The sequence below is a fragment of the Phaeobacter sp. SYSU ZJ3003 genome, from assembly GCF_041300735.1.
Classification (GTDB): Bacteria; Pseudomonadota; Alphaproteobacteria; order Rhodobacterales; family Rhodobacteraceae; genus Phycobacter; species Phycobacter gallaeciensis_A.
The window spans coordinates 34618-57990 of sequence record NZ_PXNU01000037.1 but is presented as its reverse complement, the minus strand read 5'-3'; the positions used below and the strand labels follow the sequence as shown (position 1 = coordinate 57990).

The 23373-nt window shown below is 61.7% G+C and carries 19 protein-coding genes and 1 tRNA gene; 7 read left to right on the top strand and 13 right to left on the bottom strand.

Annotated elements, in window-relative coordinates:
* Positions 1–63 precede the first annotated feature (63 nt).
* Positions 64–783 (top strand): SIMPL domain-containing protein, encoded by a 720-nt coding sequence (locus tag C6W91_RS14455; RefSeq protein ID WP_274837752.1) that lies wholly within the window; start codon positions 64–66, stop codon positions 781–783.
* A gap of 88 nt (positions 784–871) precedes the next feature.
* Here C6W91_RS14455 and C6W91_RS14450 read toward each other — a convergent pair whose 3' ends face one another.
* The 3 genes from C6W91_RS14450 to C6W91_RS14440 form a co-directional block, all read right to left on the bottom strand.
* A complete protein-coding gene (locus C6W91_RS14450) occupies positions 872–2164 on the bottom strand; it encodes an O-acetylhomoserine aminocarboxypropyltransferase/cysteine synthase family protein (RefSeq protein ID WP_065272991.1) in 1293 nt (430 codons plus the stop codon).
* A gap of 263 nt (positions 2165–2427) precedes the next feature.
* The gene (locus tag C6W91_RS14445) at positions 2428–3645 is read right to left on the bottom strand and encodes a 50S ribosomal protein L11 methyltransferase (RefSeq protein WP_370570972.1); all 1218 of its coding nucleotides are present in this window, start codon (positions 3643–3645) and stop codon (positions 2428–2430) included.
* A gap of 725 nt (positions 3646–4370) precedes the next feature.
* Positions 4371–4446 (bottom strand) — tRNA-Thr (locus C6W91_RS14440).
* Between the two features lie 197 nt (positions 4447–4643).
* Between C6W91_RS14440 and C6W91_RS14435 the strand changes: the two genes are divergently transcribed.
* Positions 4644–5519, top strand: a complete 876-nt coding sequence (locus tag C6W91_RS14435) for a hypothetical protein (RefSeq protein ID WP_370570964.1) — start codon at positions 4644–4646, stop codon at positions 5517–5519.
* A gap of 30 nt (positions 5520–5549) precedes the next feature.
* On the opposite strand, the gene C6W91_RS14430 is transcribed toward C6W91_RS14435, so the two are convergent.
* The gene (locus C6W91_RS14430) at positions 5550–5987 is read right to left on the bottom strand and encodes a hypothetical protein (RefSeq protein WP_370570963.1); all 438 of its coding nucleotides are present in this window, start codon (positions 5985–5987) and stop codon (positions 5550–5552) included.
* A 202-nt stretch (positions 5988–6189) separates the two neighbouring features.
* Here C6W91_RS14430 and C6W91_RS14425 point away from each other — a divergent pair, with 202 nt between their 5' ends.
* Complete coding sequence (locus tag C6W91_RS14425) at positions 6190–7182, top strand: hypothetical protein (protein WP_368948325.1); 993 nt, start codon at positions 6190–6192, stop codon at positions 7180–7182.
* 19 nt (positions 7183–7201) lie between these two features.
* Here C6W91_RS14425 and C6W91_RS14420 read toward each other — a convergent pair whose 3' ends face one another.
* Positions 7202–8095 carry a LysR family transcriptional regulator gene (locus tag C6W91_RS14420; protein ID WP_370570962.1) on the bottom strand — a complete coding sequence of 298 codons (894 nt, stop codon included), beginning with the start codon at positions 8093–8095 and terminating at the stop codon, positions 7202–7204.
* Between the two features lie 133 nt (positions 8096–8228).
* On the opposite strand from C6W91_RS14420, the gene C6W91_RS14415 reads away from it, so the two are divergent.
* The 3 genes from C6W91_RS14415 to C6W91_RS14405 all read left to right on the top strand — a co-directional run bounded on the left by C6W91_RS14415 (position 8229) and on the right by C6W91_RS14405 (position 11564).
* Positions 8229–9419 (top strand): cytochrome P450, encoded by a 1191-nt coding sequence (locus C6W91_RS14415; protein WP_065272995.1) that lies wholly within the window; start codon positions 8229–8231, stop codon positions 9417–9419.
* A 75-nt stretch (positions 9420–9494) separates the two neighbouring features.
* Positions 9495–10526 (top strand): TRAP transporter substrate-binding protein, encoded by a 1032-nt coding sequence (locus C6W91_RS14410; protein WP_065273778.1) that lies wholly within the window; start codon positions 9495–9497, stop codon positions 10524–10526.
* 153 nt (positions 10527–10679) lie between these two features.
* A complete protein-coding gene (locus tag C6W91_RS14405) occupies positions 10680–11564 on the top strand; it encodes a DMT family transporter (protein ID WP_370570959.1) in 885 nt (294 codons plus the stop codon).
* Positions 11565–11973: 409 nt separating this feature from the next.
* On the opposite strand, the gene C6W91_RS14400 is transcribed toward C6W91_RS14405, so the two are convergent.
* From C6W91_RS14400 to dctP, 4 genes are all read right to left on the bottom strand, one after another.
* Positions 11974–13014, bottom strand: coding sequence for a fatty acid desaturase (locus tag C6W91_RS14400; RefSeq protein WP_274830067.1), 1041 nt, complete (start codon positions 13012–13014; stop codon positions 11974–11976).
* A 312-nt stretch (positions 13015–13326) separates the two neighbouring features.
* Complete coding sequence (locus C6W91_RS14395; RefSeq protein WP_065272999.1) at positions 13327–14682, bottom strand: TRAP transporter large permease subunit; 1356 nt, start codon at positions 14680–14682, stop codon at positions 13327–13329.
* Positions 14683–14685: 3 nt separating this feature from the next.
* Positions 14686–16008, bottom strand: coding sequence for a TRAP transporter small permease subunit (locus tag C6W91_RS14390; RefSeq protein ID WP_274830066.1), 1323 nt, complete (start codon positions 16006–16008; stop codon positions 14686–14688).
* A 94-nt stretch (positions 16009–16102) separates the two neighbouring features.
* Positions 16103–17200 carry a TRAP transporter substrate-binding protein DctP gene (dctP, locus tag C6W91_RS14385; protein WP_065273001.1) on the bottom strand — a complete coding sequence of 366 codons (1098 nt, stop codon included), beginning with the start codon at positions 17198–17200 and terminating at the stop codon, positions 16103–16105.
* 526 nt (positions 17201–17726) lie between these two features.
* Here dctP and C6W91_RS14380 point away from each other — a divergent pair.
* Positions 17727–20222: an ATP-binding protein gene (locus tag C6W91_RS14380; RefSeq protein WP_368981500.1), complete on the top strand. Its 2496-nt coding sequence runs from the start codon at positions 17727–17729 to the stop codon at positions 20220–20222.
* 30 nt (positions 20223–20252) lie between these two features.
* Here the strand turns inward: C6W91_RS14380 and C6W91_RS14375 are convergent, their stop codons facing one another.
* Genes C6W91_RS14375 through C6W91_RS14360 form a run of 4 tightly spaced genes read right to left on the bottom strand, consistent with a single transcriptional unit; the run spans position 20253 to position 23372 of the window.
* Entirely contained in the window at positions 20253–21044 is a 792-nt protein-coding gene (locus C6W91_RS14375; RefSeq protein ID WP_274837720.1) for a hydroxymethylpyrimidine/phosphomethylpyrimidine kinase, read from the bottom strand.
* Entirely contained in the window at positions 21041–22015 is a 975-nt protein-coding gene (locus C6W91_RS14370) for a HesA/MoeB/ThiF family protein (protein WP_274834992.1), read from the bottom strand. Before C6W91_RS14370 ends, C6W91_RS14375 begins: the two co-directional genes overlap by 4 nt.
* The gene (locus tag C6W91_RS14365) at positions 22012–22605 is read right to left on the bottom strand and encodes a thiamine phosphate synthase (RefSeq protein WP_274834991.1); all 594 of its coding nucleotides are present in this window, start codon (positions 22603–22605) and stop codon (positions 22012–22014) included. The genes C6W91_RS14370 and C6W91_RS14365 overlap by 4 nt, the downstream gene beginning before the upstream one ends.
* A complete protein-coding gene (locus tag C6W91_RS14360) occupies positions 22605–23372 on the bottom strand; it encodes a thiazole synthase (RefSeq protein WP_274834990.1) in 768 nt (255 codons plus the stop codon). The genes C6W91_RS14365 and C6W91_RS14360 overlap by 1 nt, the downstream gene beginning before the upstream one ends.
* Between the last annotated feature and the right edge of the window lies 1 nt (position 23373).

Sequence of the window (23373 nt, the reverse complement as noted above, 5' to 3'; positions counted from 1 at the left end):
AAGAGCCCTTGTCTGTGGCAAGGAAACGCTCCCATCTTGGGGCACAACACAGGAGACGCTGAGATGAAGACGAAGGCGATACTTGCATCATTGATGATCTGGACCTGCTCCACCGGGGCGGTGCTGGCGGAGGCAGCGGGCCCGCGCCAGATCGTGGTCACCGGAGAGGCACGCACCGAGGTTGCGCCGGACCGGGCCACCATCACTTTGGGCGTCACCGCCGAGGCGGAAGAGGCGGCTATAGCCATGCGTCAGGTGTCGGAGGACATGACGGCGGTGATCGCGGGGCTGCGCGAGGCGGGCATTTCCGCAGAGGACATGCAGACCCAATCGATTTCGATTGATCCGGTCTGGAGTGCCCGGCGCACATCCGATGGCCGGGAACAGCGTGAGATCACCGGGTTTGTTGCCAGCAATACGCTGGCGGTCCGGGTGCGGGAGCTGGACAATCTTGGACCGATTCTGGACCGGGTACTGGCCGCCGGAGCCAATAATTTCAGAGGCTTGAGCTTTGGCGTTGCAGATTCCGCGGCGGTCATTGACCAGATCCGGGGCGGTGCGGTGCGCGATGCCATCCGCAAGGCGCGGCAACTGGCCGAGGCGGCTGAGATGGAGCTGGGGCCGGTACGCTCGATCACAGAACATGGCGGCAGTGGCGGTCCGCGCCCGATGAAGATGATGGAAATGGCCCGCTCATCGTCGATGCCGGTCGAGGCCGGAAGCCTTGGTTTTGAACATAGCGTATCGGTGGTCTTTGACCTGCGGGTGCCGGGTTTGGAATGACTCTGGTAGCGGACAAAGTACGTGCCAGACATGAAAAGGCCGGGCGATTTGCCCGGCCTTTGTTGTGTTTGCAAACTGCGGCGCGGGATCAACCGCAGGCTTTGGTCAGGGCCTGATCCAGATCAGCGATCAGATCATCGGGATCTTCGATGCCGATGGAAATGCGCACCACGTTGGGGCCTGCACCGGCCGCTTCCTGCTGCTCGGGTGTCAGCTGGCGGTGGGTGGTCGACGCCGAGTGGATGATCAGCGAACGGGTGTCGCCGAGATTGGCCACATGGCTGAAGATATCCAGCGCATCGACCAGTTTGATGCAGGCTTCATAGCCGCCTTTCACTGCGAAGGTGAACAAGCCGCTGGTGCCCTTGGGGTAGCAGGCCAGCGCCCGTTCGTAATAGGGCGAAGAGGGCAGGCCGGCATAGGTCACGTAATCAACGCGATCATCCTGCTCCAGCCAGCTGGCAACCTTGATGGCATTGTCACAATGGCGCTGCATGCGCAGGGACAGGGTTTCGATGCCCATCAGCGTGTAATGCGCCGCCTGCGGGTTCATCGTCATGCCCAGATCGCGCAGCCCGATGGCGATGCCGTGGAAGGTGAAGGCCAGCGAGCCGAAGGTCTCGTGGAACTTCAACCCGTGATAGGCCGGTTCCGGCGCCGACAGGGACGGGAATTTGTCCGAGGCGGACCAGTCGAAATTGCCGGAATCGATCACTGCGCCGCCGGTGACGGTGCCATTGCCGGTGAGGTACTTGGTGGTGGAATGCACCACCAGCGCGGCACCCTGGGCAATCGGGTTGCACAGGTATGGCGTGGCGGTGGTGTTGTCGACGATCAGCGGCACCCCCGCAGCATCGGCCACATCGGCCAGGGCGCGGATGTCGGTGACATAGCCGCCTGGGTTGGCGATGGATTCGCAGAACACCGCGCGGGTGTTCTCATCAATGGCATCACGCACGGCGTCCAGATCGTCAGTGTCGACGAAGGTCGCCGACCAGCCAAAGCGTTTGATGGTCTGGCTGAACTGGGTGACGGTTCCGCCATAAAGCCGGGTTGAGGCAACCACGTTGCAGCCCGGCGCCATCAGCGGGAACAGGGCCAGGATTTGCGCCGCGTGGCCGGAAGAGCAGCAGACCGCGCCGACGCCGCCTTCAAGCGTGGCCAGACGTTCTTGCAGCACCGCAACCGTGGGGTTGGTCAGGCGCGAATAGATATAGCCGACTTCCTGCAGGTTGAACAAAGCGGCCGCATGGTCCGCGTCGCGAAAGACGTAAGAGGTGGTCTGGTAAATCGGGGTCTGGCGGGCGCCAGTGGCCGGATCGGGTCGTGCACCGGCATGAATTTGCAATGTATCAAAGCCGTAGCTGGGGGCATCGGTCATATGTCTCTCTCCCTGAAATCGTGACTTGCCACAGGTGTAGGGCAGCACGGGCGCCCACACAACGCAAACCGGTGAAATCGGGACAGGCTACCTGCAACCCGCGCAGGTCGTGGGAAATTATTCCTGGCCTGTGCCGGGGAGGCAGTCGTGTGGAGGGGATGGCGCCTCTGGCATTGGCTCCGTAACACATGCGGTCCAAGTGAATGCAGCGCCGGGGCGGGGGCCGCGGCGCTGCATGGGGGCATTCTTCGTGAGAAGCGGGCCTAGTGGAAAGACGGGCCCTGATGCTCGATACCTGTGGGAGGGGTCTGCCCCCAGATCGGGGCGGCATCGGCGGCAAGAGCGGCATCCGCCTGCGGTGCGGGGCGCAGGTTCCAGGCCGGGTGCATCCAGACGGCAGCCTGATCGGCTACTTTTGTGCGCAGCTCGTCCTCATGGACCGACAGGCTCAGCTGTGCGGAATCGTGCTGGGCGGTCACGGCAAACTGCAGCCCCGGCCAGGCCTTGGCGGGCTGATCCAGCAGATAGGCCGTTCGGCCCCAATGGCCATCAGAGGCCAGTCCGTTGTCCACCTGAATTCCCGGAGCCAGCTCCATCTCGAAGCTGACAAGCACGGCCTGCAGGGTGCCTGCCTCCGTGCAGGTCAGATCCGCCGTGGTGCGGGCCGGTTTGAGGCTGGGCCGGGTGAAATCGAATTGGAACAGCTCCGTCGTCGGCCCCAGCGGGCGCAGGTTGCAGGCCGCGAAATCGTTCGGGGTGATCTGCGCAACGCGGGCAAAGTGGTGAAAGGCACTGAGATCAAAGCCTTCCGCCCGTTGCGGGCGCCACAGATCAAGCAACTGATCGCTTTCCACGGCTTGCGCCACCAGGGTACCGCGTTCGGGGATGGCGCGCGCCTCGGGCTTGGCCAGAGCGCCCATGGCATGGGTCAGTGTTGCCAGCGCTCCTTCGCCCAGAAGGACCGTGTCGACGATTTCCGAAATCACCACATCTGCCGCTTCTGGCATGTCCTCACCAATGACGATCTCATGCGACCATTTCGGGATCACGGTGATGCGGTCAGAGAGACCATTGTCAGCGATGACGCGAGTTGCGGCCTCGGCGATCAGCGGCTGCTGTTCGCAGGTGTAGACGTGTTTCGCCCCGGCGCGCGCGGCCAGCATCGCCGTTAGACCGGCGCCGCAGCCGATGTCCAGCACCACATCGCCCGGTTTTACCTTCGCTGCGATCGCCTTGGCATAGGCGCTGTTGCGGGCCGTATCCGCCAGCATCGGGAAATGCCAGCGCGGCACGAACATCTGGTGCAGCCGTTCCTGGAAAATCTGCGCATCGTGGTTCCGGGGATCAAGCGCAAGGGCCTGGGACAGCATCTGCGACGTCCTGCGGCCCCCATCGGTCAGAGGCATGGATTTTGCGAGCTCTACAAGTTTCTCTGCGCCGTGCGCAGCCTGAGAGGTGTTATCCTGAGGCGAATGCGGCATCGGATTTTCGGCCAACTTTTAGATTTCCTTATTTGAGGCAAATGCGATTGATCCCATATTGCGCAGACGCGTCTAACAAAGGGTAAAGCTGAACTAACGAAGCTGTGAATGCTTCATTGACTGCTGCCGCGTGTCTCGGCGCTCAGACCGGCCTGATCGGCATGGGGTGTCCATTTGATCGCGGTCCGGCGCTGAGATGTTTTTGCTCTGAATGCTGTGCGGGACAGGGGAGAGCACAGCGCGTGATCGGTCCACCCATAGCCCCTCTGCGATGCCCATGCTGCCGAGCCGATAAGGAGAACGATCCGTTCACGGCTGACCTTTGAGACGCAGATACGTCAACATCGCCTCCGACAGCGTCAGAACATCATACGTGGCAGAGGCGTCTGCCGACGAGAGAGGAGCTTGCGGGGTCAGACTATGCCGAAGAAAGTGGTTGCTTGGGAGTTCCGCATCCTGAGTGCGGAGGCGATACCAGAATTCGTGGAGTTTGCAGGCAGCCCTGTTTGCCCGCGAGAGAGCGATGACGCGGGACCTGGTCCGCAGGGACTAGGAGATTTTTCCCGAAGAATAGTGCTGTCGGAGGTCCACCGGCATACGGGGGGTTAAGTAGTAGATACCTTCCTTCACGAAGACATAGCTGTGCGAAATGGTCTCCAATTTGTTCTACGCCTCGCTTTGATCAGGCTAAAAGCAAACGTAAAACAATATCTTAGATGAAGGAGTGGTGCCCCCACACGGACTCGAACCGCGGACCTACTGATTACAAATCAGTTGCTCTACCAGCTGAGCTATAGGGGCGCTGCCGGGGAATTAGCGATATTGGGCGCTGCCTGCAAGATGGAAAACGCAAGCTATGCGCAATTCCTGCGTCTAGTTTGTGCAGGCCACTGGCCGCGCGGGCCTGCAGGGCACATGGGCGCCTCGTTTGACCTTTGAACGCAGGCGGAGTAAGCCTTTAACCCGTTAAATCATCGCACAAGCAAGGCCCCGATTTCATGCAGGTCATCCTCCACGTGGGTGCACATGGCACCGAAGAAGACCGGTTGCTGAAGACACTTTTGAACAACAAGGAGGCGGCGGCGAAACGCGGTGTCGCTATTCCCGGTCCCGGCAAGTACCGTTACCTGCTGAAGGATTGCATGGGGGCGCTTCTGACCGGAACTCCGGCGCCGGACTCTGGCGAGGTCCTTTGGGATTCGATCCTGGAGCAGGAACATGCAGACCGGGTGATCCTGTCCAACCCGCATTTCTTCGGCTCGCAGCGGCAGGCGCTTGAGGGGCATAACTTCTACCCCGAAGCGGAAATGCGTATGGGGGCGCTTGCGCGGCTGTTCCCGGAAGATCAGCTGGAAATCCATATGGGGCTGCGCGATCCCGGCAGCCTGTTGCCGACCCTTCTGGCGGATGCCAGTCCGCAGCGTGTCGATCAGGTTCTGCAAAGCAGCGACCCGGTGGCCCTGCGCTGGTCGAATCTGCTGCTGCGCCTGCGTACCGCGGTGCCGGATGTGCCGATAACCGTCTGGTGTTACGAGGATATGCCGCTTATCTGGGCGCAGATCCTGCGACAGATGATGGGCTTTAATTCGGAAGAGCGGATTTCCGGAGGTATGGATCTGCTGTCCTCGATCATGTCCACCGAAGGCATGAAACGGCTGCGCGCCTATCTGCATGAACACCGGGACATGACCGAGGCGCATAAACAGCGGGTGATCGCCGCCTTCCTGGGCAAATATGCCATCGACGAGGCGATCGAAGAGGAAATCGATCTGCCGGGCTGGACCGAGGATCTGATGGACACCCTGTCCGACCTCTACGAGGAAGATCTGGAACAGATCGCACAGATCCCCGGCGCGACCCTGCTGTCGGCCTGATCCGGGACCATTGGCCCGGGGGCCGTCTGCTCAGGGGCTGGCCGGTTGCCCTTGCCGGTTCACGGTCTGGGTCTCGACCGTCATATCATCATAGGTAAGCTCGATCGTGATCGTCTCGACGCTGCCTGGGGCAAAGGCGCGGTAGGGCAGGCCGTCTTCCTCATGAATGGCGTTCGGGGCGGCCTGATCCAGATGGCAGGGCGGCAGAGGCCAGATTTCCGGGCCGCCATCGTTGATCGATAGCCGGATCCGTGCCAGCCCGCAGCGCCAGGACCACAGGTGGGTGACATAGACCAGATCCTGCCCGTTGAAATCCCGGACCGAGATCCAGTTGGCGCGGGTGGCTGCCAGGATCGGCTTGACCTCTGCCGCGGTGGTAAAGGGCGGATCGGCCAGGGCGGGCGTCCCCAGTGTCAGGGCACAGGCCAGCGGAACCAGAAGATTTCGGGACAGGGGGGTAAACATCATACTCTTTTCCTTCAACATGAGGGCCTTCAACAAAACGGGCCATTTAGCATAGCAGAGCATTGCGAAGACGCCCCCTTTGCAACAGCGTCCAGAGCCAGCACGCCCGGCGGGGCAGAATAGTTTTGACCCTGTCTGCATGGGATTATACTGAAGAAATGCACCCCGCACAGCCATCTTGAGCAGGCGGGCAAAGAGGTTTCAGATGGCAGAGCAGCCGCCCTTCAACATCGTAATCGTCGCTCAGAACGGCAGGTTGCAATACGAGGCGATCCTGTTTGCGGCCTCGCTCCGCCATGCCTCGCCGGGGTTCACAGGCCGCCTGTTCGTGGCTACGCCCCGGCCCGGTCCGCTGTGGAAAAAGGATCCGTCTTTGCGCAGCCAGCAGGTTCTGTCGGTGCTGGAAAGGCTTGGCGCAGAGATCCTGCCCTTTGACAGTCAGCTGTTCGGGGAAAACTATGCCTATGGCAACAAGATCGAGGCCTTGCAGGCATTGCCCGAGGGCGAGCCATTCGTGTTTTTCGATAGCGACACGCTGATCACCGGTGAACTCTCCGAGGTGCCGTTCGATTTCAGCCGCCCCTCGGCCTCTTTGCGATGCGAAGGGACCTGGCCCAAGCCAACGCTGTATGGGCCGGGCTATACCGGGATCTGGCGGGCTCTTTATGACCGCTTCGGGCTCGATTTCGAAAGCAGCCTCGATCTGTCGCAGCCCGAGGGATACTGGCGGCGCTATCTTTATTTCAACGCGGGGTTCTTCTACGGCGCTTGCCCGCGCCGGTTTGGCGCGCGCTTTGCCGAATATGCCACCTCGATCCGCGATGATCTGCCGGTCGAACTGGTCGGCCAGTCGCTGGATCCCTGGCTGGATCAGATCGCGCTGCCTTTGGTGATCCATTCCTTTGGTGGTGGGCGCGATGCGTTGCCTTCGGGGTACCTTGATGGGCAGACCAGCTGCCATTACCGGCTGTTTCCGCTGCTCTATGCGCGCGAAACCGATCACGTCATCAAGGTCCTGCACGAGGCATCGGCCCCGAACTGGATCAAGAAGGTGCTGAAAACCTACGAGCCGATGAAGCGGATGATCTATCAGGGGCGGGGCGAAAAGGTGCGTGCGCTGTTTGATCAGGCGAACCTGCCACGGCGTGAACAGGCGATCCGCAACCGCATCAAATCCGAAGGTCTGTGGATGCGCTGATGACCCAAGGTCGCGCGGGTCAACAGACGCGGGCGATCTGGTCGCGCAGCCAGACGTGCATCGCTGAATGATGGGTGCGCGATGTCCAGGTCAGGTCGATTTCGAACTGCCCGGGAAAGGGGCAGGGCGCGGCCTGAACCCTATCCTTGAAATGTTCGGCCAGCCGCGATGGCAGCGTGGCGATCATATCGGTGCCTTCCAGCAACTCGGGCAGGGTGGCGGGGCTGGGAATCGACATCACCTGGTTGAGCGATTTCCCTGCCGCCGCGATTTCCATCAGAAATCGGGACCGCCAGGAATCACCATAGTTCACAACCACTTGCGGCACGGCCAGAAATTCCGCTTCGGAGCGCGGCATGCGGTCCGGCGGGGCATCGCGGGCCATCACCATGACCGCATGTTCGCTCAGCAACGTGCGGCTAAAATAATTGCTGCCCTCGATCCGTACCGGCCCGATCAGAAGATCGCTTTCGCCGCGGTCCAGATGTTGCTTGCCTTCCACGGTTGAGGTCAGGATTGAAATGCGCAGCCCCGGCGCGCTGCGGCGCAGGTTGCGCATCAGTTGCGGCAGGATGGTGGCGCGTTCGTAGTAGTTACAGGAGATGGTGATCTCGGCCTCTGCCTCTCCAGGGTCAAAGGCGCGCGGTTCGGCCAGTTGCAGCACCTCGTCCAGCATCCGGCTGGAGGTGGCGACGATTTCCTCGCAGCGCTCGGTCGAAACCATGCGCCCGCCCTGGCGCACGAACAGCGGATCGTCAAAGGCGCGGCGCAGCCGGTCGATGGTATAGCTAACGGTCGACTGGTTGATGTTTAGCGTCTCGGCCGCCCGGGAAAACGACCGGTAGCCATGCACCAGCCGCAGGGTGCGCAAAGCAGCGAAATCAATGCTGAGTGGATCGGGATTGGATTTCATTTTAGCAGTCTAACCCGTTTGCACACCTCTTGTATTGAAAAAATGCATGTTCAAAATCAACAAAATCGGATTGCCTCATTTTGGCTGGAGCTTTTAGGCTCGTTCGGATCACGTCGCACTCGGGGAGGAGAAGATGACGGTTTCGATGCTGCAACAGGCACCGCAGGAGGAGACGATTACGATCCGGGACCTGACCCTGGATCCTTATCCGATTTACCAGCGCCTGCGCCGGGAGGCGCCCGTAGTGCGGGTGAAATCGCTGGGCCGCACCATGCTGACCCGCGCCGAGGACACCAAATACGTCAAAGACAACCCAGGCATCTTCAGCTCCAACGATCCCAAGACGCCGATGCAGCGGGCCTTCAGGGCGCATACGCTGATGCGCAAGGATGGCGCCGAACACGCGCGGGAGCGCGAGGCGATGGCGCCGACCTTTACCGGGCGCAATATCAAGGGTTGCTGGGAGGGTATCTATACCAAGATTGCCGAGGATTTCGTCGCGGGGCTGCCACGCGGCGAAACCGTGGACCTGTTCCCGGCGCTGGCGGGCCCCTTTGCGGCGCGCTGCCTGAAACACTTGTTGGGTATCCCCGAAGCCAGCGACGATGACATGCAGCGCTGGAGCCAGATCCTGATCGACGGGGCCGGCAACTTCGGCTTCACCGATGAGCTGTTTGCCCAGTGCGATGCGGCGAACGATGAAATGGATGCGCTGTTCCGTGCTGCGATCCCGCGCCACAAGGCCGATCCCAACCCCAGCGCCCTGTCTGTGATGGTGAATGCCGAGGATCCGATCCCCGAAAGCCAGATCTTTTCCAACATCAAGATCGCGATCGGCGGCGGCATCAATGAGCCGCGCGATGCGCTGCTGACCATCCTCTACGGCCTTTTCACCAACCCTGAACAACTGGCCGAGGCAAAGGACAAGGCGCTATGGGGCCAGGCCTTTGAGGAGGGGGTGCGCTGGGTTGCACCGATTCAGGCCAGCTCGCGTCTTGTGCTGGAGGACACCGAGATCCGCGGACACCTGATCCCCAAGGGCGATACGGTGATGACCATTCAGGCCTCGGCCTGCCGCGACGAAGAGATTTTTGAGGATGGCGAAAGCTTCAACATCTTCCGCGAGCGCAAGCCGCATCAGGCCTTTGGCAACGGACCGCATTTCTGTCAGGGCACACATATTGCCCGGCGCATGTTGGCCAATATCATGCTGCCGATGCTGTTCGACCGCTTCCCCAACATGACCCTGTCGGACAGCGAGCCAGTCAATTTCTACGGCTTCGGCTTCCGCGGCCCCCGGAACCTGCCGGTCACGCTGAACTGACAGCCACACACGTATAACAAAGGGGCGGTGATCTAATGCCGCCCCGGTCTTCATCATCATCTGGGAGGAAACATGATGAAACATACCCTGCTGGGCGCCGCGTTTTTTGCCGCGGCCACCGCATTGTCACCACTGATGGCACAGGCGCAGGAGGTGACGCTGCGGCTGCACCAGTTCCTGCCGCCCCCCGCCACCGTACCAAAGATGATCCTGAAACCCTGGGGCGCGCAGGTGGAGGAAGCCTCTGGCGGGCGGATCAAGATTGAGCATTTCGATGCCATGTCGCTGGGCGGCACCCCGCCGGGTCTGATGGATCAGGCGGCTGATGGGGTCGCTGATATGGTGATGACCGTGGTGGGCTATACGCCCGGCCGCTTCCCCAAGACCGAAGTGTTCGAGCTGCCCTTCATGATGACCGATCCAGTGGCCACCTCGAAGGCCTTCATGGAACTGGTTGAAACCGACCTGCAGGAAGGCGAGTACAAGGACGTCAAGGTGCTGGGCGCCTGGGTGCATGGCCCCGGCGTGATCCACACCGAAAGCGGTGTGAGCAAGCTGGAAGACATGGAAGGTCAGACCCTGCGCGGTCCGACCCGGATCATCACCGATATGCTGAAGGAGCTGGGCGCCACCCCAGTTGGCCTGCCGCTCCCCGCCATTCCCGAGGCGCTCTCCAAGGGCGTGATCAGCGGCACCGTGATCCCCTGGGAGGTCACTCCGGCGGTCAAGCTGACCGATCTAGTGGAACACCACACCGAGTTCAGTGGCAAGGAGGCGCTTTATACCGCGACCATCGTGCTGGTGATGAACCGCGACAAGTACAACGCCCTGCCGGATGATCTGAAGGCTATTCTCGACGCGGAATCGGGCCAGAAACTTTCGGCCTTTGCTGCCAAGGTCATGCTGGAGCGCGATGCGCCGGGCCGCGAAATCGCCGAGGACAAGGGCAATGAGATCGTCGTTCTGGACGAGGCCGAAGTGGCCCGCTGGAAAGAAAAGGCGCAGCCTGTGATCGCCCGCTGGATTGATGAGGTCGGCAGCAAGGGCATCGACGGAGAAGCCCTGATTGAACAGGCCAAGGCGTTGATTGCCAAACACGGCGGATAACACCCCAATCCCAGAACCGATGGGGTACGAAAGGGCGTGGGTCGCTGACCTGCGCCCTTTCTTTGTGCCGGGGATCCTGCGCGGGCGGCTCTGCGTTGCAAGTTGCGGGCTTTGCGGCGATAGATCGTGCAGAGGCAGCACGCAGGGGCGGACATGGGGGCTTTCAGATGGATGGGGCTGGGGGCGGTGATCCTGGCAGCGATGCTCTGGGGCACCACCGGGACAGTGCAGGCCCTTTTGCCTGCGGGCCGTGATCCGCTTGCTGTGGGGGCGCTGCGCCTGCTGTTCGGCGCCGGTGCCCTGTGCATGCTGGCACTGATGCAACCCAAGAACCGACTGGCCCTGCGGCATCTGCCACTGCCGGGGGTCCTGTTCGCCGGTGTTGCGATCGGCAGCTACAACCTGCTGTTCTTCTACGCGGTCGCGCTGGCCGGGGTCGGGATCGGTACCGCGGTCGCCATCGGCAGTGCGCCGATCTGGGCCACGCTGTGGGAGCGGTTTGCGCAGGGGCGCAGGTCCGGTCCTCTGCGGCTCATGGGGCAGGGGGTGTCGGTTCTGGGCGTTGGTCTTCTGGGCTATGCGGGCGCAGGCGAGGGCGGCGCACTGTCGGGGGTTATCCTGGCGCTGCTCTCGGGCGGCTGTTATGCGGCCTATTCGCTGGCCACCAGTCGCATGGGCGGCACGCTGCCTTCGACCGTGATCGCGGCTTCGACCTTTACCGTTGCGGCGCTGGTAACTGCGCCGGTTCTGTTCATGGTGCCGCTCGATTGGCTGGCGGGGCCCTCCGCCTGGACCGGGTTGGTATTCCTTGGCGTTGGGGCCACGGCGCTGTCCTATGCGCTTTATACTTGGGGGCTGACCCGTGTCACCGCATCCACCGCCGTTACCCTGGCGCTGGCCGAGCCGGTCACCGCATGGTTCCTCGCCACCATAGTGGTGGGAGAGGCGGTAACGCCGGGCGGTCTGACCGGCGTGGTGATGATCCTTACGGGCCTGCTGGTGGTGACCCTGTTTCGCGACCGGGCGCCGGGGCGCTAGGGCGCCATGAGGCAGGACCTGCAACAGCTGTTGCTGCGGCCCCTTCGCCGGGGACTGTGCCTTTGCGCGGATATGAACAGGGCGGGGAGGCTGCCTGATACTCTGCCGCGCTGACGCTGGCAGGCACCGGATCAGAGATCGCCTCTCCCTTGAATTCCGGCGCGTCGAAATCGAACCGGCGCAGCAGCCGGAACAATGCCCTGCGCCGCAGCGCAGCCTCTTCTTTTTCGAGCAATTGATGCATGTTGATCAGACCCCACGTCCACAGATCGGAAAACCCTGGCATGCGCGTTGCAAACAGAGAGTTTCCGGCGATCCGGAAAAATAGCGAGAGTTTTCGGAGTATTAAGCTGAGTGAACCGCGTCTTTGCTCATGAAAGACGCGGTTACAGGGTGGCTTTGACCCGGATCAGGCCGTCGCCAGCAGCGGGCGGGCCTGGGCAAAGGACAACAGGCGGCGGCTGTCTTCGTCCCAGAGGTGCAGCCGCGCATTGGCCAGGCTTTCGCGGATGGTCATGCGGTTGCTTTCGGCCAGTTCTTGATGGTCGCGCAGCACTTCGGTCAGCCGGTAGAACGGGATGCGGCTGTAAAGGTGATGCACGTGGTGGATGCCGATATTGGCGCTGAACCACTGTAGCACGGCGGGCAGCTGGTAGTAGGAACTGCCATGCAGGGCGGAGTCATGCAGCTGCCAGTCTTCGTTGCTGTCCCAGTTGGTATGTTCGAACTGGTGCTGCACGTAGAACAGCCAGACGCCGATGGTGGCCGCCAGCAGGGTGGTCGGCAGGAAGATCAGCAGCAACGGTTGCCAGCCGCCGAAATACCAGATCGTCAGCAGCGCCGCCGCAATGGCCAGGTTGGTGAGCATGGCGCTGACCCAGTATTTCGCACTGTCCATCAGTCCCAACGGCACCCGGTTTTGCAGCAGGAACAGATAGCTGGGGCCAAGGCCGAACAGCACCAGTGGATTGCGATACAGCCGGTAGACAAGGCGCTGGAACGGACCAAGCGCGCGGTATTCGGCAACGGTCAGCGTGTGGACGTCGCCCATGCCGCGTTTGTCGAGGTTGCCGGTGGCGCTGTGATGCACCGAATGGGTGCGGCGCCAGACATCATAAGGTGTCAGCGTAAGAACCCCCATGACGCGGCCGATCCAGTCGCTGAAGGTCCGGTTGGGGAAGAAGGCGCCATGGCCGCAGTCGTGCTGAATGGCAAAGAGCCGCAGCAGGAAGGCGGCGTTGAAAAGGGAGATACCGAAGGCCAGCCAGTAGCTGACCGACAGGCTCCACCAGGCCAGCGCCCAGAGAACCACGAAGGGAACAACGGTGGCTCCCAGTTCAAAGGCGCTGCGCAGCTGGTTGGGATCTCGGTAGCTGGCAAGGGTTTTCACCCAGTCGCGTGCAGGAGTTGCACCCCGGGGGGTGCTGTGTAGGTCGGTCGTGTCGGTCATGCGCCTGCTGTATTATTGCTTCTTGATTGTCCCGATACCCTAGCAGATGGGTATGGCAAGCGAAATTTGAAACTCCTTTGCCGGAACAGGAACTGCGGCCATGGTCTGTGCGGGCGCTTTTGCGGCGTGAATTCCGGCGGAAAACACATTCAACTGGCTGATTTTGGTGGACAATGCAGGCTGCGATACGGGCCGGGGCGCGGCGCTGGCAGGGACAATGGGCCGCAACTGCAAAAAGTCACAAAAAAATGAACCGCCCCGGGGCGGAGCGGCTCATGCTTGGAAGTTTGGCCGGTTCGGCGGCAGTCTTGCTTAGCCGTAAACCAGGCGCGGTAGCCATGTGATGATCTCGGGGAAGACCATGCAGAGGATCAGGCCGAGGATCTGCAGGCCAAGGAAAGGCAGCGCCGATTTGAAAATATCCGTCATCGGGATTTCTGCCGGAGCCACGCCGCGCAGGTAGAACAGCGCATAGCCAAAGGGCGGCGACAGGAAGCTCATCTGCATGTTGACGAGGTAGAGCACCCCGAACCACAGCACCAGATCCGCCTCAGAGGTGAGGCCAAAGGGTTCAGGCCCCATCGCCTTGATGATCGGCACAAAGATCGGCACGCAGAGCAGCAGGATACCCACCCAGTCAAGGAACATGCCAAGGACCACCAGGACGATCATCATGATGATCAGGATACCCCAGGGACCAAAGCCGGTTGCTTCCAGCGCCGATTGCACGAACTGCTGGCCGCCTTCGAGGACGTAGAGGCCTACAAAGATGGTGGCGCCGAACATGATCCAGATCACCATGGCGCTGGCCTTGAGTGTGCCGATCGAAGCCTCGCGCACGGTCTGCCAGTCCAGCTTTCGGTGGATCGCGGCAACGATGAAGGCACCGAAGGTGCCGATGCCAGCCGCCTCAACCGGGGTAGCAACACCGGTAAAGATCACCCCCAGAACGATGACGATCAGAGCGATAGGCGCCGACATATTGCCCATCAGGCGCATCTTCTCTGCAAAGCTGACGCGTTCTTCCACCGGGATCGGCGGGCCAAGCTTGGGATTGATCGTGGAGCGCAGGATCACATAGAGCACATAGGTGCCCGACAGCATCAGCCCCGGAAACACCGCGCCGATGAACAGTTCACCCACCGATTGCTCGGCCACCACGGCATAGATGATCGCCAGGATCGACGGTGGGATCAGGATGCCGAGCGTGCCGCCCGCCATGATCGACCCCATCGCGATCTTCGGATCATAGCCGCGTTTCAGCATCGCGGGCAGGGCGATGATGCCCATGGTCACCACCGCAGCGCCGATGACGCCCACCATGGCCGCCAGAACGGTTGAGGCGATGATGGTCGCGGCGGCAAGGCCGCCTTTGACGCCGCCCAGCACCTTGTAGATCACATCGAACATGTCGTTGATGATCCCGGCCCGTTCCAGCATAGAGGCCATGAAGATAAAGAGTGGGATCGCCGAGAGCTGATAATTGGTCATCAGCGGGAAGATCCGGCTGGGCACGATATTCAGTGCCCTCTCATCGCCAAGCACATAGAGAAACACGCAGGCCAGACCGCCGGTGACAAAGGCCAGCGGTAGCCCCGCCAGCAAAAGCGCCAGCAGCGAGCCGAACATGATGAGTGTCAGCCACTCAATTCCGATTTCCAGACCCATGTCTTAGGCCCCCTTCACGATTGCGCGCACGTCCTGCGCAAGCTTGGAAATACCCTGCAGAACCAACAGCAGGCCGCCGATCACCATGACCCATTTCATCGGCCACAGCGGGATTTCCCATTCATTGAAGCTGATTTCGCCCCAGCGGATATTCGGATCGGTCCATTGCGCCAGGCTCATGCTGCCCAGCATTTCACCAAATCCGATATTGCCGCGCGCCCATTCCGAGATGACCCCGTTGCCGGTCGCCACCGCGTTTGCGTCCAGCGCGAACTTGTAGCCGGTGAAGAGCAGGGTGAAGGCGAAGATGAAGAAGAAGATCGAGGTAAACAGATCCGCCCAGGCCCGTTTCGGACGGCTGAGTGGCGCATAGAAGATGTCGACGCGTACATGCGCCTCGGTCAGCATCGCATAAGAGCCGGCAATCAGGTACTGCATGCCGAACATCAGATACATCGCCTCGTGTGCCCAGTTGGTGGGCGAGCCGAAGACATAGCGGCTGATCACTTCGAAGTAATAGACGAAGACCGCGATTACCGCCCAATAGCTGACGAATTCACCCGCCATCAGGGATGTCCGGTCGATCCAGCCGGTCCAGCCCGTCGACACATGGCTGGAATCCTCGACCCGCTCAGATTCTTCCAGCTCCCGCAGGGCCCTTTCCGCTTCGCTTTCGGGTTCCTCCTCGGGCAGGTTCTGATTGGCGCGGCGCACCAGACCCGGCATCAGCACTGCATCGACCAGCATCGCCGCCAGCAGCACATAAAGCGCATAGGCGCCCACCTTGTTCCAGAAGGCCAGATTGTCGCCTGCCACTTCCAGCGCGGGGGTGGCGGTTTTCAGATCCTCAGTTGCCTGCGCGATCCTTTCGCGCCCGTCACTCAGCCGCTGTTCGGCGCGGGCGATGTTCTTTTCGGCGCGACGTTTGGCAAAGGTGCCTTCTTCGGCCTCGGCCAGATCCGCGCGCATCTTGGGCAGGTCCGCCTCGGCGGCTTCGATCCGGCCGGTTTCGCGCTCCAGCGTCCGTTCCGCCTGACGCACCACGTTGGAGGCATCCGACAGCACGCTGCGGGCTTCCTGGCCGTTGGAGTTTGAGATCAGGATCAGAATGAAGACCGGAATGAAGGCCAGGCCCATCAGGCTGCGCAGATAGAACCGGTGCAGACCCAGCATGCCGCCGGTCACGAGAATGAAATAGCCAAGCGCGTTGGTATATTTGCTGGGGCCGGTCCGTGGCCGCCTGGCCAGGACCATGGCCACCAGCGGAAAGACGATCAGTCCCACCCAATAGGCCCAATGGGGCAAGGTGACATCGAGGCTGGGCATGGGGTCCCCCGTTATTTTTGATTGTTTGAGGTCAGAGCAACGGACCCGCACGCGATGTGCGGGTCCGCATTGGTCAGCGTCGCCTGGGGTCTGATTACAGATCCAGCGACATGCCTTCGGTCAGGGCCGGGTCCACATATCCAAGCGAGCCGGACTGCATGTAGTCGAGGATGGTCTTGAAGATGCGGGCGCTGGATTTGTCGCGGTTGGCGTATTTGTACCAGACCGGGACGGCGACCTCGGTCATCAGCTCCACATCGTCCTGGCTGAGGCGGGTAACCTCGGTTCCGTCGGCCTCGAACTTTTTCCAGGCTTCCTGGTCGGCGGCCTGGATCGCAGCGTGGTGCATGTCGGAATAGACGTGGGTCTCCATTTCGACGAACTGTTGCATCTGCGGCGACAGCGCGTTCCAGCTCTCCATGCCCACGGTCAGATCCATGATGTCCACCGGCTGGTAGAGCGACATGAAGCCCGGAGGACCCATGACGATATAGTCGGTGACCTGGCTGAAGCCGAGCGAGTAGTTCACCGCCGGACCCACGTAGTCGGCCACGTCGATGGTACCCTTCTCCAGCGCCGGGAAGATTTCCGAGCCGGGCAGAACCGTGGTTTCGGCACCGATCTCGGTAAAGATCTCGGCGACCATGCCACCGGGCAGGCGCATCTTGCGGCCACGGAAGTCGTCGATCGAGCGGATCGGCACCTTGGAGTGGATGATATTCGGGCCGTGGTGGATCGGGCCGACGAAATGCATGCCCTGCGCCTTGTAGAGCTCGCGCGCCATATCAAGGCCGCCAAGCCCATAGTAGAACACGTCATATTCATGCGGGTTGCGCAGTCCCAGCGGGAAGGACGACAGGAACACCGCCGCCGGGATGATGCCCTGGGCATAGATGGTAAAGGGGTTCACCGCGTCCAGAACCCCATTCTTCACCGCGTCATAGAGCTGAAAGTCCCCGACGACGTCATTGGCGCCAAAGGGTTGAAAGGCCAGCTCACCGCCGGTCTTTTCGACGATGCTACCGCACCAGTCCTTGAAGATCTGCAGACCTGCACCGCCCGGCCAGGATGTCTGCACCTTCCAGGTTTTTGTGTGACTCGCCGCCGTTGCGATATGGGGTGCGGCCAGTCCCGCTGCACCCAGACCGGCAAGACCTGTCAGCGCGCCGCGGCGCGTTACGATTTTTGACATGATTTTTTTCCTCCCTAAACCTGTCTTGCGACAGTTCCGAACCCGCTTCCTCCTGCAGGTTCTTGAATATGTTAGGCGGGGAAGTACAAATTTTCAAAATCATATATGTTGTTTTTCGCAAGGGGATGGATAACGCTCGGGTAAGGATTTGATTCAACTGCGGGAATACCGTTCCTTCCGGCACGCGACCGCGGACTGTATTTTTTGTCGGTGTTTCCCTTGGGTCACTTTGCACAGGTTTTATCGGCATGGGAGCGCGTGTTCAGCCATATTGTCCTTGCTCCCAGGGGGCGGCTGTGCTGTTGCGGCGGCCAGATGGCGTACCGCCAAAAGGAGAGCGGACGTCCGTTGGGTAGGGTGAAGGTGCAACGGGGATGTTTATATTTCTACCGTTAAGAGCTATTGAACCACTTAAGGCCATAAGGGGAATTGCCGGTTGTTTTGCGGCACCCATTGCAATTTTAAGAGGCTTTTGATGGTCGTGAGTTCCAATACACGTGCAGATTTGCGCCGTGTGGCCAGGGGAGTGTCCAATCGCTCTTACCTGTCGGTGCTTGTGACCATTGTGGTACTAGTCGGCGCCTCGATATTTGCCGAGCAGCAGAACTCCACCATCTACAGCCAGCGTCTGCGCGCGGATGTGCAAAGCGAGGTCGGGTTGATCCGATCCCGGCTTGAGGGCGCGCTCAATGCCGATATTCAGTTGGTGCAGGGCCTGGTTGCAGTGATGTCGACCGAGCCGGACATGACACAGCAGCGGTTTTCCGATCTGAGTGCGCAGATGATCGGGCGGGACGGGCAGATTACCCATCTTGCCGCGGCTCCGGATCTGGTGATCTCTCTCATTCACCCGCTGAAGGGCAACGAGGCGGCGCTGGGCCTTGATTACAACCAGCACAAAGCGCAGCGCGCGGCCGCTGAGCAGGCGCGCGATACTGGCAAAATCGTTCTGGCCGGACCGGTCAAATTGGTACAGGGCGGCGAGGCCTTCGTGGCGCGCTTCCCTATTTTCACCTCGCAGGACGGTCCCTTGCGCTTCTGGGGTATTTTGTCAGCAGTCATCAGTGCCGATGGGTTATACGAGACCGTTGGTCTGACCGACCCGGATCTGGGCCTCGATATTGCGATCCTTGGAAAAGACGGCAAGGGCGCGGCGGGTGAGCAATTCTTTGGCTCCGAACAGGTGATGGATGAAGACCCTGTGCGTACCGATGTCGCTCTAGCCGAAGGCAACTGGGTGCTGGCCGCCACGCCCAAAGGCGGCTGGGACGTTACGCCGGACAATCTCTGGACCCTGCGGCTGCTGCTGCTTGTAGGCGGACTTCTGGTTCTGGTCCCGACCGCGCTTGCCACCCGCATGGCCGATGCCCGCAGCCACGCGATCGAGAAACTCAAACGCCGTGAACGGGATCTGGAAACCCTTTCCCGGCGTCTGGAGATTGCCGTTGAGACCTCCAAGATCGGCATCTGGGAGCTGGACGCGGAGACCGGTGAACTGATCTGGGATCGGCGCATGTCCGACCTTTATGGGATCGAGGCGCCGAACGGGAAAATCAATTTCTCCGAGTGGAAGAAGTGCCTGCATCCGGACGATTGCCAGCAAGCCGTGGAAACCTTCTGGCGCGCTACGCACGATGGCAAGAATTACCTGTCGGAATACCGCATCTTGCTGGAGAACGGCGAGCAAAAGCATATCCGGGCGCTGGGCTGCGCCTTCTCCGATGCCTCCGGGCGACTGCGCATGATCGGGGTCGACTGGGATGTCTCTGGCGATGTGCACCTGCGCGAAGAGCTGATCCGTGCCAACCGGGCTTTGACCCAGCGCAACAGCGAGCTACACGAGGCCAAGCTCAACGCCGAACAGGCGGACCGGGCGAAATCGGAATTCCTCGCCAATATGAGCCATGAAATCCGCACACCGATGAATGGCATCCTTGGCATGGCGGATCTTCTGGCCGAGGCTGAACTGCCAGATGAAGAGCAGCTTTATGTGGAAACCATCCGCGATTCCTCCAATGCTCTGCTGAAAATCATCAACGACATTCTTGATCTCTCGCGCCTTGAAGCCGGCAAGCTGGACATAACCCCGACGGATTTCGATCTGCGCAGCTGTATCGTGCAGGCAGTGAACCTTTTGCGGCCCAAAGCCAACGGCAAGGGGCTGACGGTTGAGGTGGAGATCGACGAAACCCTGCCGCAGCGCATGCGCGGTGACGATGGTCGCTTGCGCCAGATCCTGGTCAATCTTGTGGGCAACGCGGTCAAGTTCACGGCACAGGGCGGGGTTGTCGTGCGTGTCACCAGTGATCCGGAGTCGCCCTACCGGCTCGTGGTTGAGGTCGAGGATACCGGGATCGGCATTTCCGAAAGCCAGGCCGAGCATATCTTTGACCGTTTTGCGCAGGCGGACGCGGCCACCACCCGTGCCTTTGGGGGAACCGGCCTTGGCCTGACCATCTCCAGCATCCTAGCCGAGCGGATGGGCGGCACCATTTCGCTTCAGCCGAAACAAGCCGCCGGGCAGGGCTCCTGTTTCCGGCTCGAAGTCCAACTGGAGCCGGAACAAACCCCAGCGGCTCAGCAGAAAACGGAAACCGCTCCTGCGGTGGCAACCGAGGTTCTGACCGGCGCCCGGATCGTGCTGGCTGAGGACAACCGGACCAACCGGCTGCTGATCCAGAAATATTTCGCCGGGCTTCCTGTTGAGTGCGTCGAGGCCGAAAATGGCCGCAAAGCAGTTGATCTCTGCCGGGAGCAAATGCCGGATTTCGTGCTGATGGACATGTCCATGCCTGAACTGGACGGGGTCGAGGCGACAAGGGAAATCCGCGCTCTGGTCGGCCCGCAACCGGTGATCGTAGCGCTGACTGCCAATGCCTTTGACAGCCACCGCACAGAATGTCTGGAGGCGGGAATGGATCATTTCCTGCAGAAACCGATCCGCAAGGCTGTCCTTCTCCAGACGCTGGCCACTTTGCAGATGGCCCGCATGCCGGAGGCCGAAGAAGTGCGGGTCGGATAGCGCCGGATCGGGCCGCCGCTTCCCATGCTCTTAATCGATTTGCTGCTGGACCAGCCATTCGGTCAACGCCGTCTTGGCCCGTGCGCAGGCTTCCTCAAGGGCGTGCCCCTGGGCCAGCTGGCAGGCGATGGCCGTAGCCAGCGCGCAGCCGGTGCCCCGGTGGCCGTGGGGCAGGCGCGGGGCGTGATATGCATTGTGCCGCCCCGGTTGAAACAGATGGTCGGTGCTGATTGCTCCCTTCGCGTGGCCACCCTTAATTAGAACTGCGTTTGGCCCCGAAGTATGGGCGACCTGCACTGAGGATCCAGCTGGATCCGTTTTTCCATTCCAGCCCATAAGGATCTTCGCTTGTAGTTGCAGATCAGGCAGCGCCGCGCTCACGGGCTGCCCGGACAGGGATGCGCTTTCCTGCAGGTTTGGCGTCAGCAGCGTCACACGTCGGAGCAACGGCGCTAGGCAGATCAGGTCGCCGAGCGTCCCTCCGGAAGACGTCTTCAGTACCGGGTCCAGAACCACCGGCATCTCTGGCGGTAGCAACTCGGCGACCGCGCGGGCAGCTTCGGAGGTGCCCAGCATGCCGATCTTGATCGCCTGAACAGGAGCCTCACGCAGCGCAGCGGTGATTTGCGCTGCGATATCTTCGGGCGGTACGGGCCAGAGCGACGTGAGTGCGGTGCTGGTCTGGGCGGTGACGGCTGTGACCACCGGCGCCACGCTGCAGCCCAGCCGCTGCGCCATTGCCGTGTCCCGGGTGAGGCCCGCGCCGCCACTGGAATCCGTGCCTGCAATCACCAGAATGCGCGGAGTTCCCGGCTCGATCACGTGGCACCCGCTGCCAGCAGCGCCAGATTTTTGTAGCCGCGCTGTTGCAGGCAGCGGGCGGCGCTCCAGGCCCGCAACCCGCTGTGACAGCACAGGACGATCCGGCAGTCGTCTGGCAGGTCGGCACTCAGAATATTCTGTGGCAGCAGGCGCAGGGCCTGCGGTGTCACCGGCGCTGATGCCTCGGACGGATCGCGCAGCTCGACCACTTGATCTTCTGGCTGGATGTTGGCTGCGGCGATGAAGGGCAGGGCGATTTCCGGCTCTTCCGCTTCGTCAAAGCGGAAGCCGCCGGGGGTCAGCGTCGCCATGTCTAGCGTGATCAACTGCCCCAGTGGTGAGGGCGCATGTCCCAAGAGCGCCTTCAACGTCATCTGCGCCTGAAGTGCGCCAATGCTGCCCACCACCGGCCCCATGATCCCGGCGCTGGCGCAGGTGGCGCCGCTGGCCGGGGGATCGGGAAAGACCGCCCGCAGGGATGGCGCGTCGCCGCAAAAACCACCGACATAGCCGGATTGTCCCAGCGCCGAGGCGGAAATCAGCGGCGTACTCTGCGCCTTGCAGCAATCGGACAGGATATAGGAGGCGGCGACACTGTCGGCGGCATCTACCACCAGATCGGCCTGTGCCACCGTGGCGGGCGCGTTGAGCGGGTCGAGTGCGTGCGGATCTGCATGCAGCCGCAGATCCGGATGCGCCCGTAGTAGGTGGTGGCGGGCTGCCTCTACCTTTGGCGTACCGAGATCCCGCATATCGAACAGCGGTTGGCGGTGCAGGTTGCTTTCCTCCACCACATCGGGGTCCATCAGGGTGATTTCGCCCACACCAGCCCCGGCCAGATAGCTCAGCGCCGGGCAGCCAAGCCCCCCGGCGCCCACCACCAGCACATGCGCCGCCGAAAGCCGCGCCTGTCCCTCGGCGCCGACCTCGGGCAGGGCGATCTGGCGGGCATATCTTGCGGTCTGGCTCATGATGCGCAGGCCCTGATCCATTCCCGGGTGCGGGCTTCGGGGTCGGGGGCCTGTTGGATATCTGTGACCACGGCGGCGCTGTCGGCCCCCGCAGCAAAGACACCCGGCAGACGCTCGGGCGTCAGCCCTCCGATGGCCACCAGCGGAGTATTACCGGCAAGGCACTTCCAGCGGGTCACCCGCTCCAATCCCTGCGGATCCCATTTCATCTGTTTCAGCAGGGTCGGGTAGACCGGCCCCAGCGCCACATAGGCCGGATCATGGGATAGGGCGCGATCCAGCTCTGCCTCGTCATGGGTTGAAAGCCCATAGTGCACGCCCGCGCGGCGCAGGGCGGCAAAATCGGCCGCCTCCATGTCCTCTTGTCCGAGGTGCACAAAGGAGCAGTTGAGATCCAGCGCCGCCTGCCAGTAATCGTTGACCACCAGCTGCGCGCCATGCACGGCGCAGATGTCGCGGGCGCGGGCGATCTGGCGGCGCACTTCTGCATCCGTCTGGTTCTTTATGCGTAGCTGCACCAGTTTCACCCCGTGGGGCACTAGTAGCTCTAGTCGGCCGACGTGGCCGACAATCAGGTAAAAACGTTCCATCACATCAACTCTGCAAGACCAAGGACCGGCGTCGAAGGCACCGCCATGTCACGCGGCTCCATTGGCTGCGCTTCGAACCCAGCCCGCCCGGCCCGTATGGCCAGATCCATTGCGCGGGCCATAGCCACAGGGTCGCCCGCCTTGGCAACTGCGGTGTTCAAGAGGACCGCATCCATGCCCAGCTCCATAGCTTCCGCCGCATCCGATGGCCGCCCGATCCCGGCATCGACGATCAGCGGCACCTCCGGGAAATGCGCCCTCATGGCACGCAGCCCGTCTGGATTGCGCAACCCCTGACCAGAACCGATCGGCGCCCCCCAGGGCATCAGCACCTCGCAGCCCGCATCGACAAGCCGTTCGGCGACAACCAGATCCTCGGTTGTGTAGGGGAAGACCTGAAAGCCATCCTCGGACAGGATCCGCGCGGCCTCGACCAGGGCAAAGATATCCGGTTGCAGCGTATCGCCATGGCCGATCACCTCCAGCTTGATCCAGGGGGTGTCGAAGATTTCCCGCGCCATCTGGGCGGTGGTCACGGCGTCGCGGGCGGTGTGGCATCCGGCGGTGTTGGGCAGGATACGCGCGCCGGTCTGGCGCAGCATGTCCCAGAACCCTGCGCCCGATCCCGCTGCGGTTTCACGGCGTAGGGAGACGGTCAGCACCTCGCTGCCGCTGGCCTGCACCGCCTCGGTCAGGACCTGAGGCGAGGGGTATTGCGCGGTGCCCAGCAAGAGCCGCGAGGAAAGGTCGACATCATAAAGGCGCATC

Bases quoted from the DNA above. Each gene is read 5' to 3' on its own strand.
- C6W91_RS14455 (WP_274837752.1), top strand. From the start codon at position 64: ATGAAGACGAAGGCGATACTTGCATCATTGATGATCTGGACCTGCTCC.
- C6W91_RS14450 (WP_065272991.1), bottom strand. From the start codon at position 2,164: ATGACCGATGCCCCCAGCTACGGCTTTGATACATTGCAAATTCATGCC.
- C6W91_RS14445 (WP_370570972.1), bottom strand. From the start codon at position 3,645: ATGCCGCATTCGCCTCAGGATAACACCTCTCAGGCTGCGCACGGCGCA.
- C6W91_RS14435 (WP_370570964.1), top strand. From the start codon at position 4,644: ATGCAGGTCATCCTCCACGTGGGTGCACATGGCACCGAAGAAGACCGG.
- C6W91_RS14430 (WP_370570963.1), bottom strand. From the start codon at position 5,987: ATGATGTTTACCCCCCTGTCCCGAAATCTTCTGGTTCCGCTGGCCTGT.
- C6W91_RS14425 (WP_368948325.1), top strand. From the start codon at position 6,190: ATGGCAGAGCAGCCGCCCTTCAACATCGTAATCGTCGCTCAGAACGGC.
- C6W91_RS14420 (WP_370570962.1), bottom strand. From the start codon at position 8,095: ATGAAATCCAATCCCGATCCACTCAGCATTGATTTCGCTGCTTTGCGC.
- C6W91_RS14415 (WP_065272995.1), top strand. From the start codon at position 8,229: ATGACGGTTTCGATGCTGCAACAGGCACCGCAGGAGGAGACGATTACG.
- C6W91_RS14410 (WP_065273778.1), top strand. From the start codon at position 9,495: ATGAAACATACCCTGCTGGGCGCCGCGTTTTTTGCCGCGGCCACCGCA.
- C6W91_RS14405 (WP_370570959.1), top strand. From the start codon at position 10,680: ATGGGGGCTTTCAGATGGATGGGGCTGGGGGCGGTGATCCTGGCAGCG.
- C6W91_RS14400 (WP_274830067.1), bottom strand. From the start codon at position 13,014: ATGACCGACACGACCGACCTACACAGCACCCCCCGGGGTGCAACTCCT.
- C6W91_RS14395 (WP_065272999.1), bottom strand. From the start codon at position 14,682: ATGGGTCTGGAAATCGGAATTGAGTGGCTGACACTCATCATGTTCGGC.
- C6W91_RS14390 (WP_274830066.1), bottom strand. From the start codon at position 16,008: ATGCCCAGCCTCGATGTCACCTTGCCCCATTGGGCCTATTGGGTGGGA.
- dctP (WP_065273001.1), bottom strand. From the start codon at position 17,200: ATGTCAAAAATCGTAACGCGCCGCGGCGCGCTGACAGGTCTTGCCGGT.
- C6W91_RS14370 (WP_274834992.1), bottom strand. From the start codon at position 22,015: ATGAGCCAGACCGCAAGATATGCCCGCCAGATCGCCCTGCCCGAGGTC.
- C6W91_RS14365 (WP_274834991.1), bottom strand. From the start codon at position 22,605: ATGGAACGTTTTTACCTGATTGTCGGCCACGTCGGCCGACTAGAGCTA.
- C6W91_RS14360 (WP_274834990.1), bottom strand. From the start codon at position 23,372: ATGCGCCTTTATGATGTCGACCTTTCCTCGCGGCTCTTGCTGGGCACC.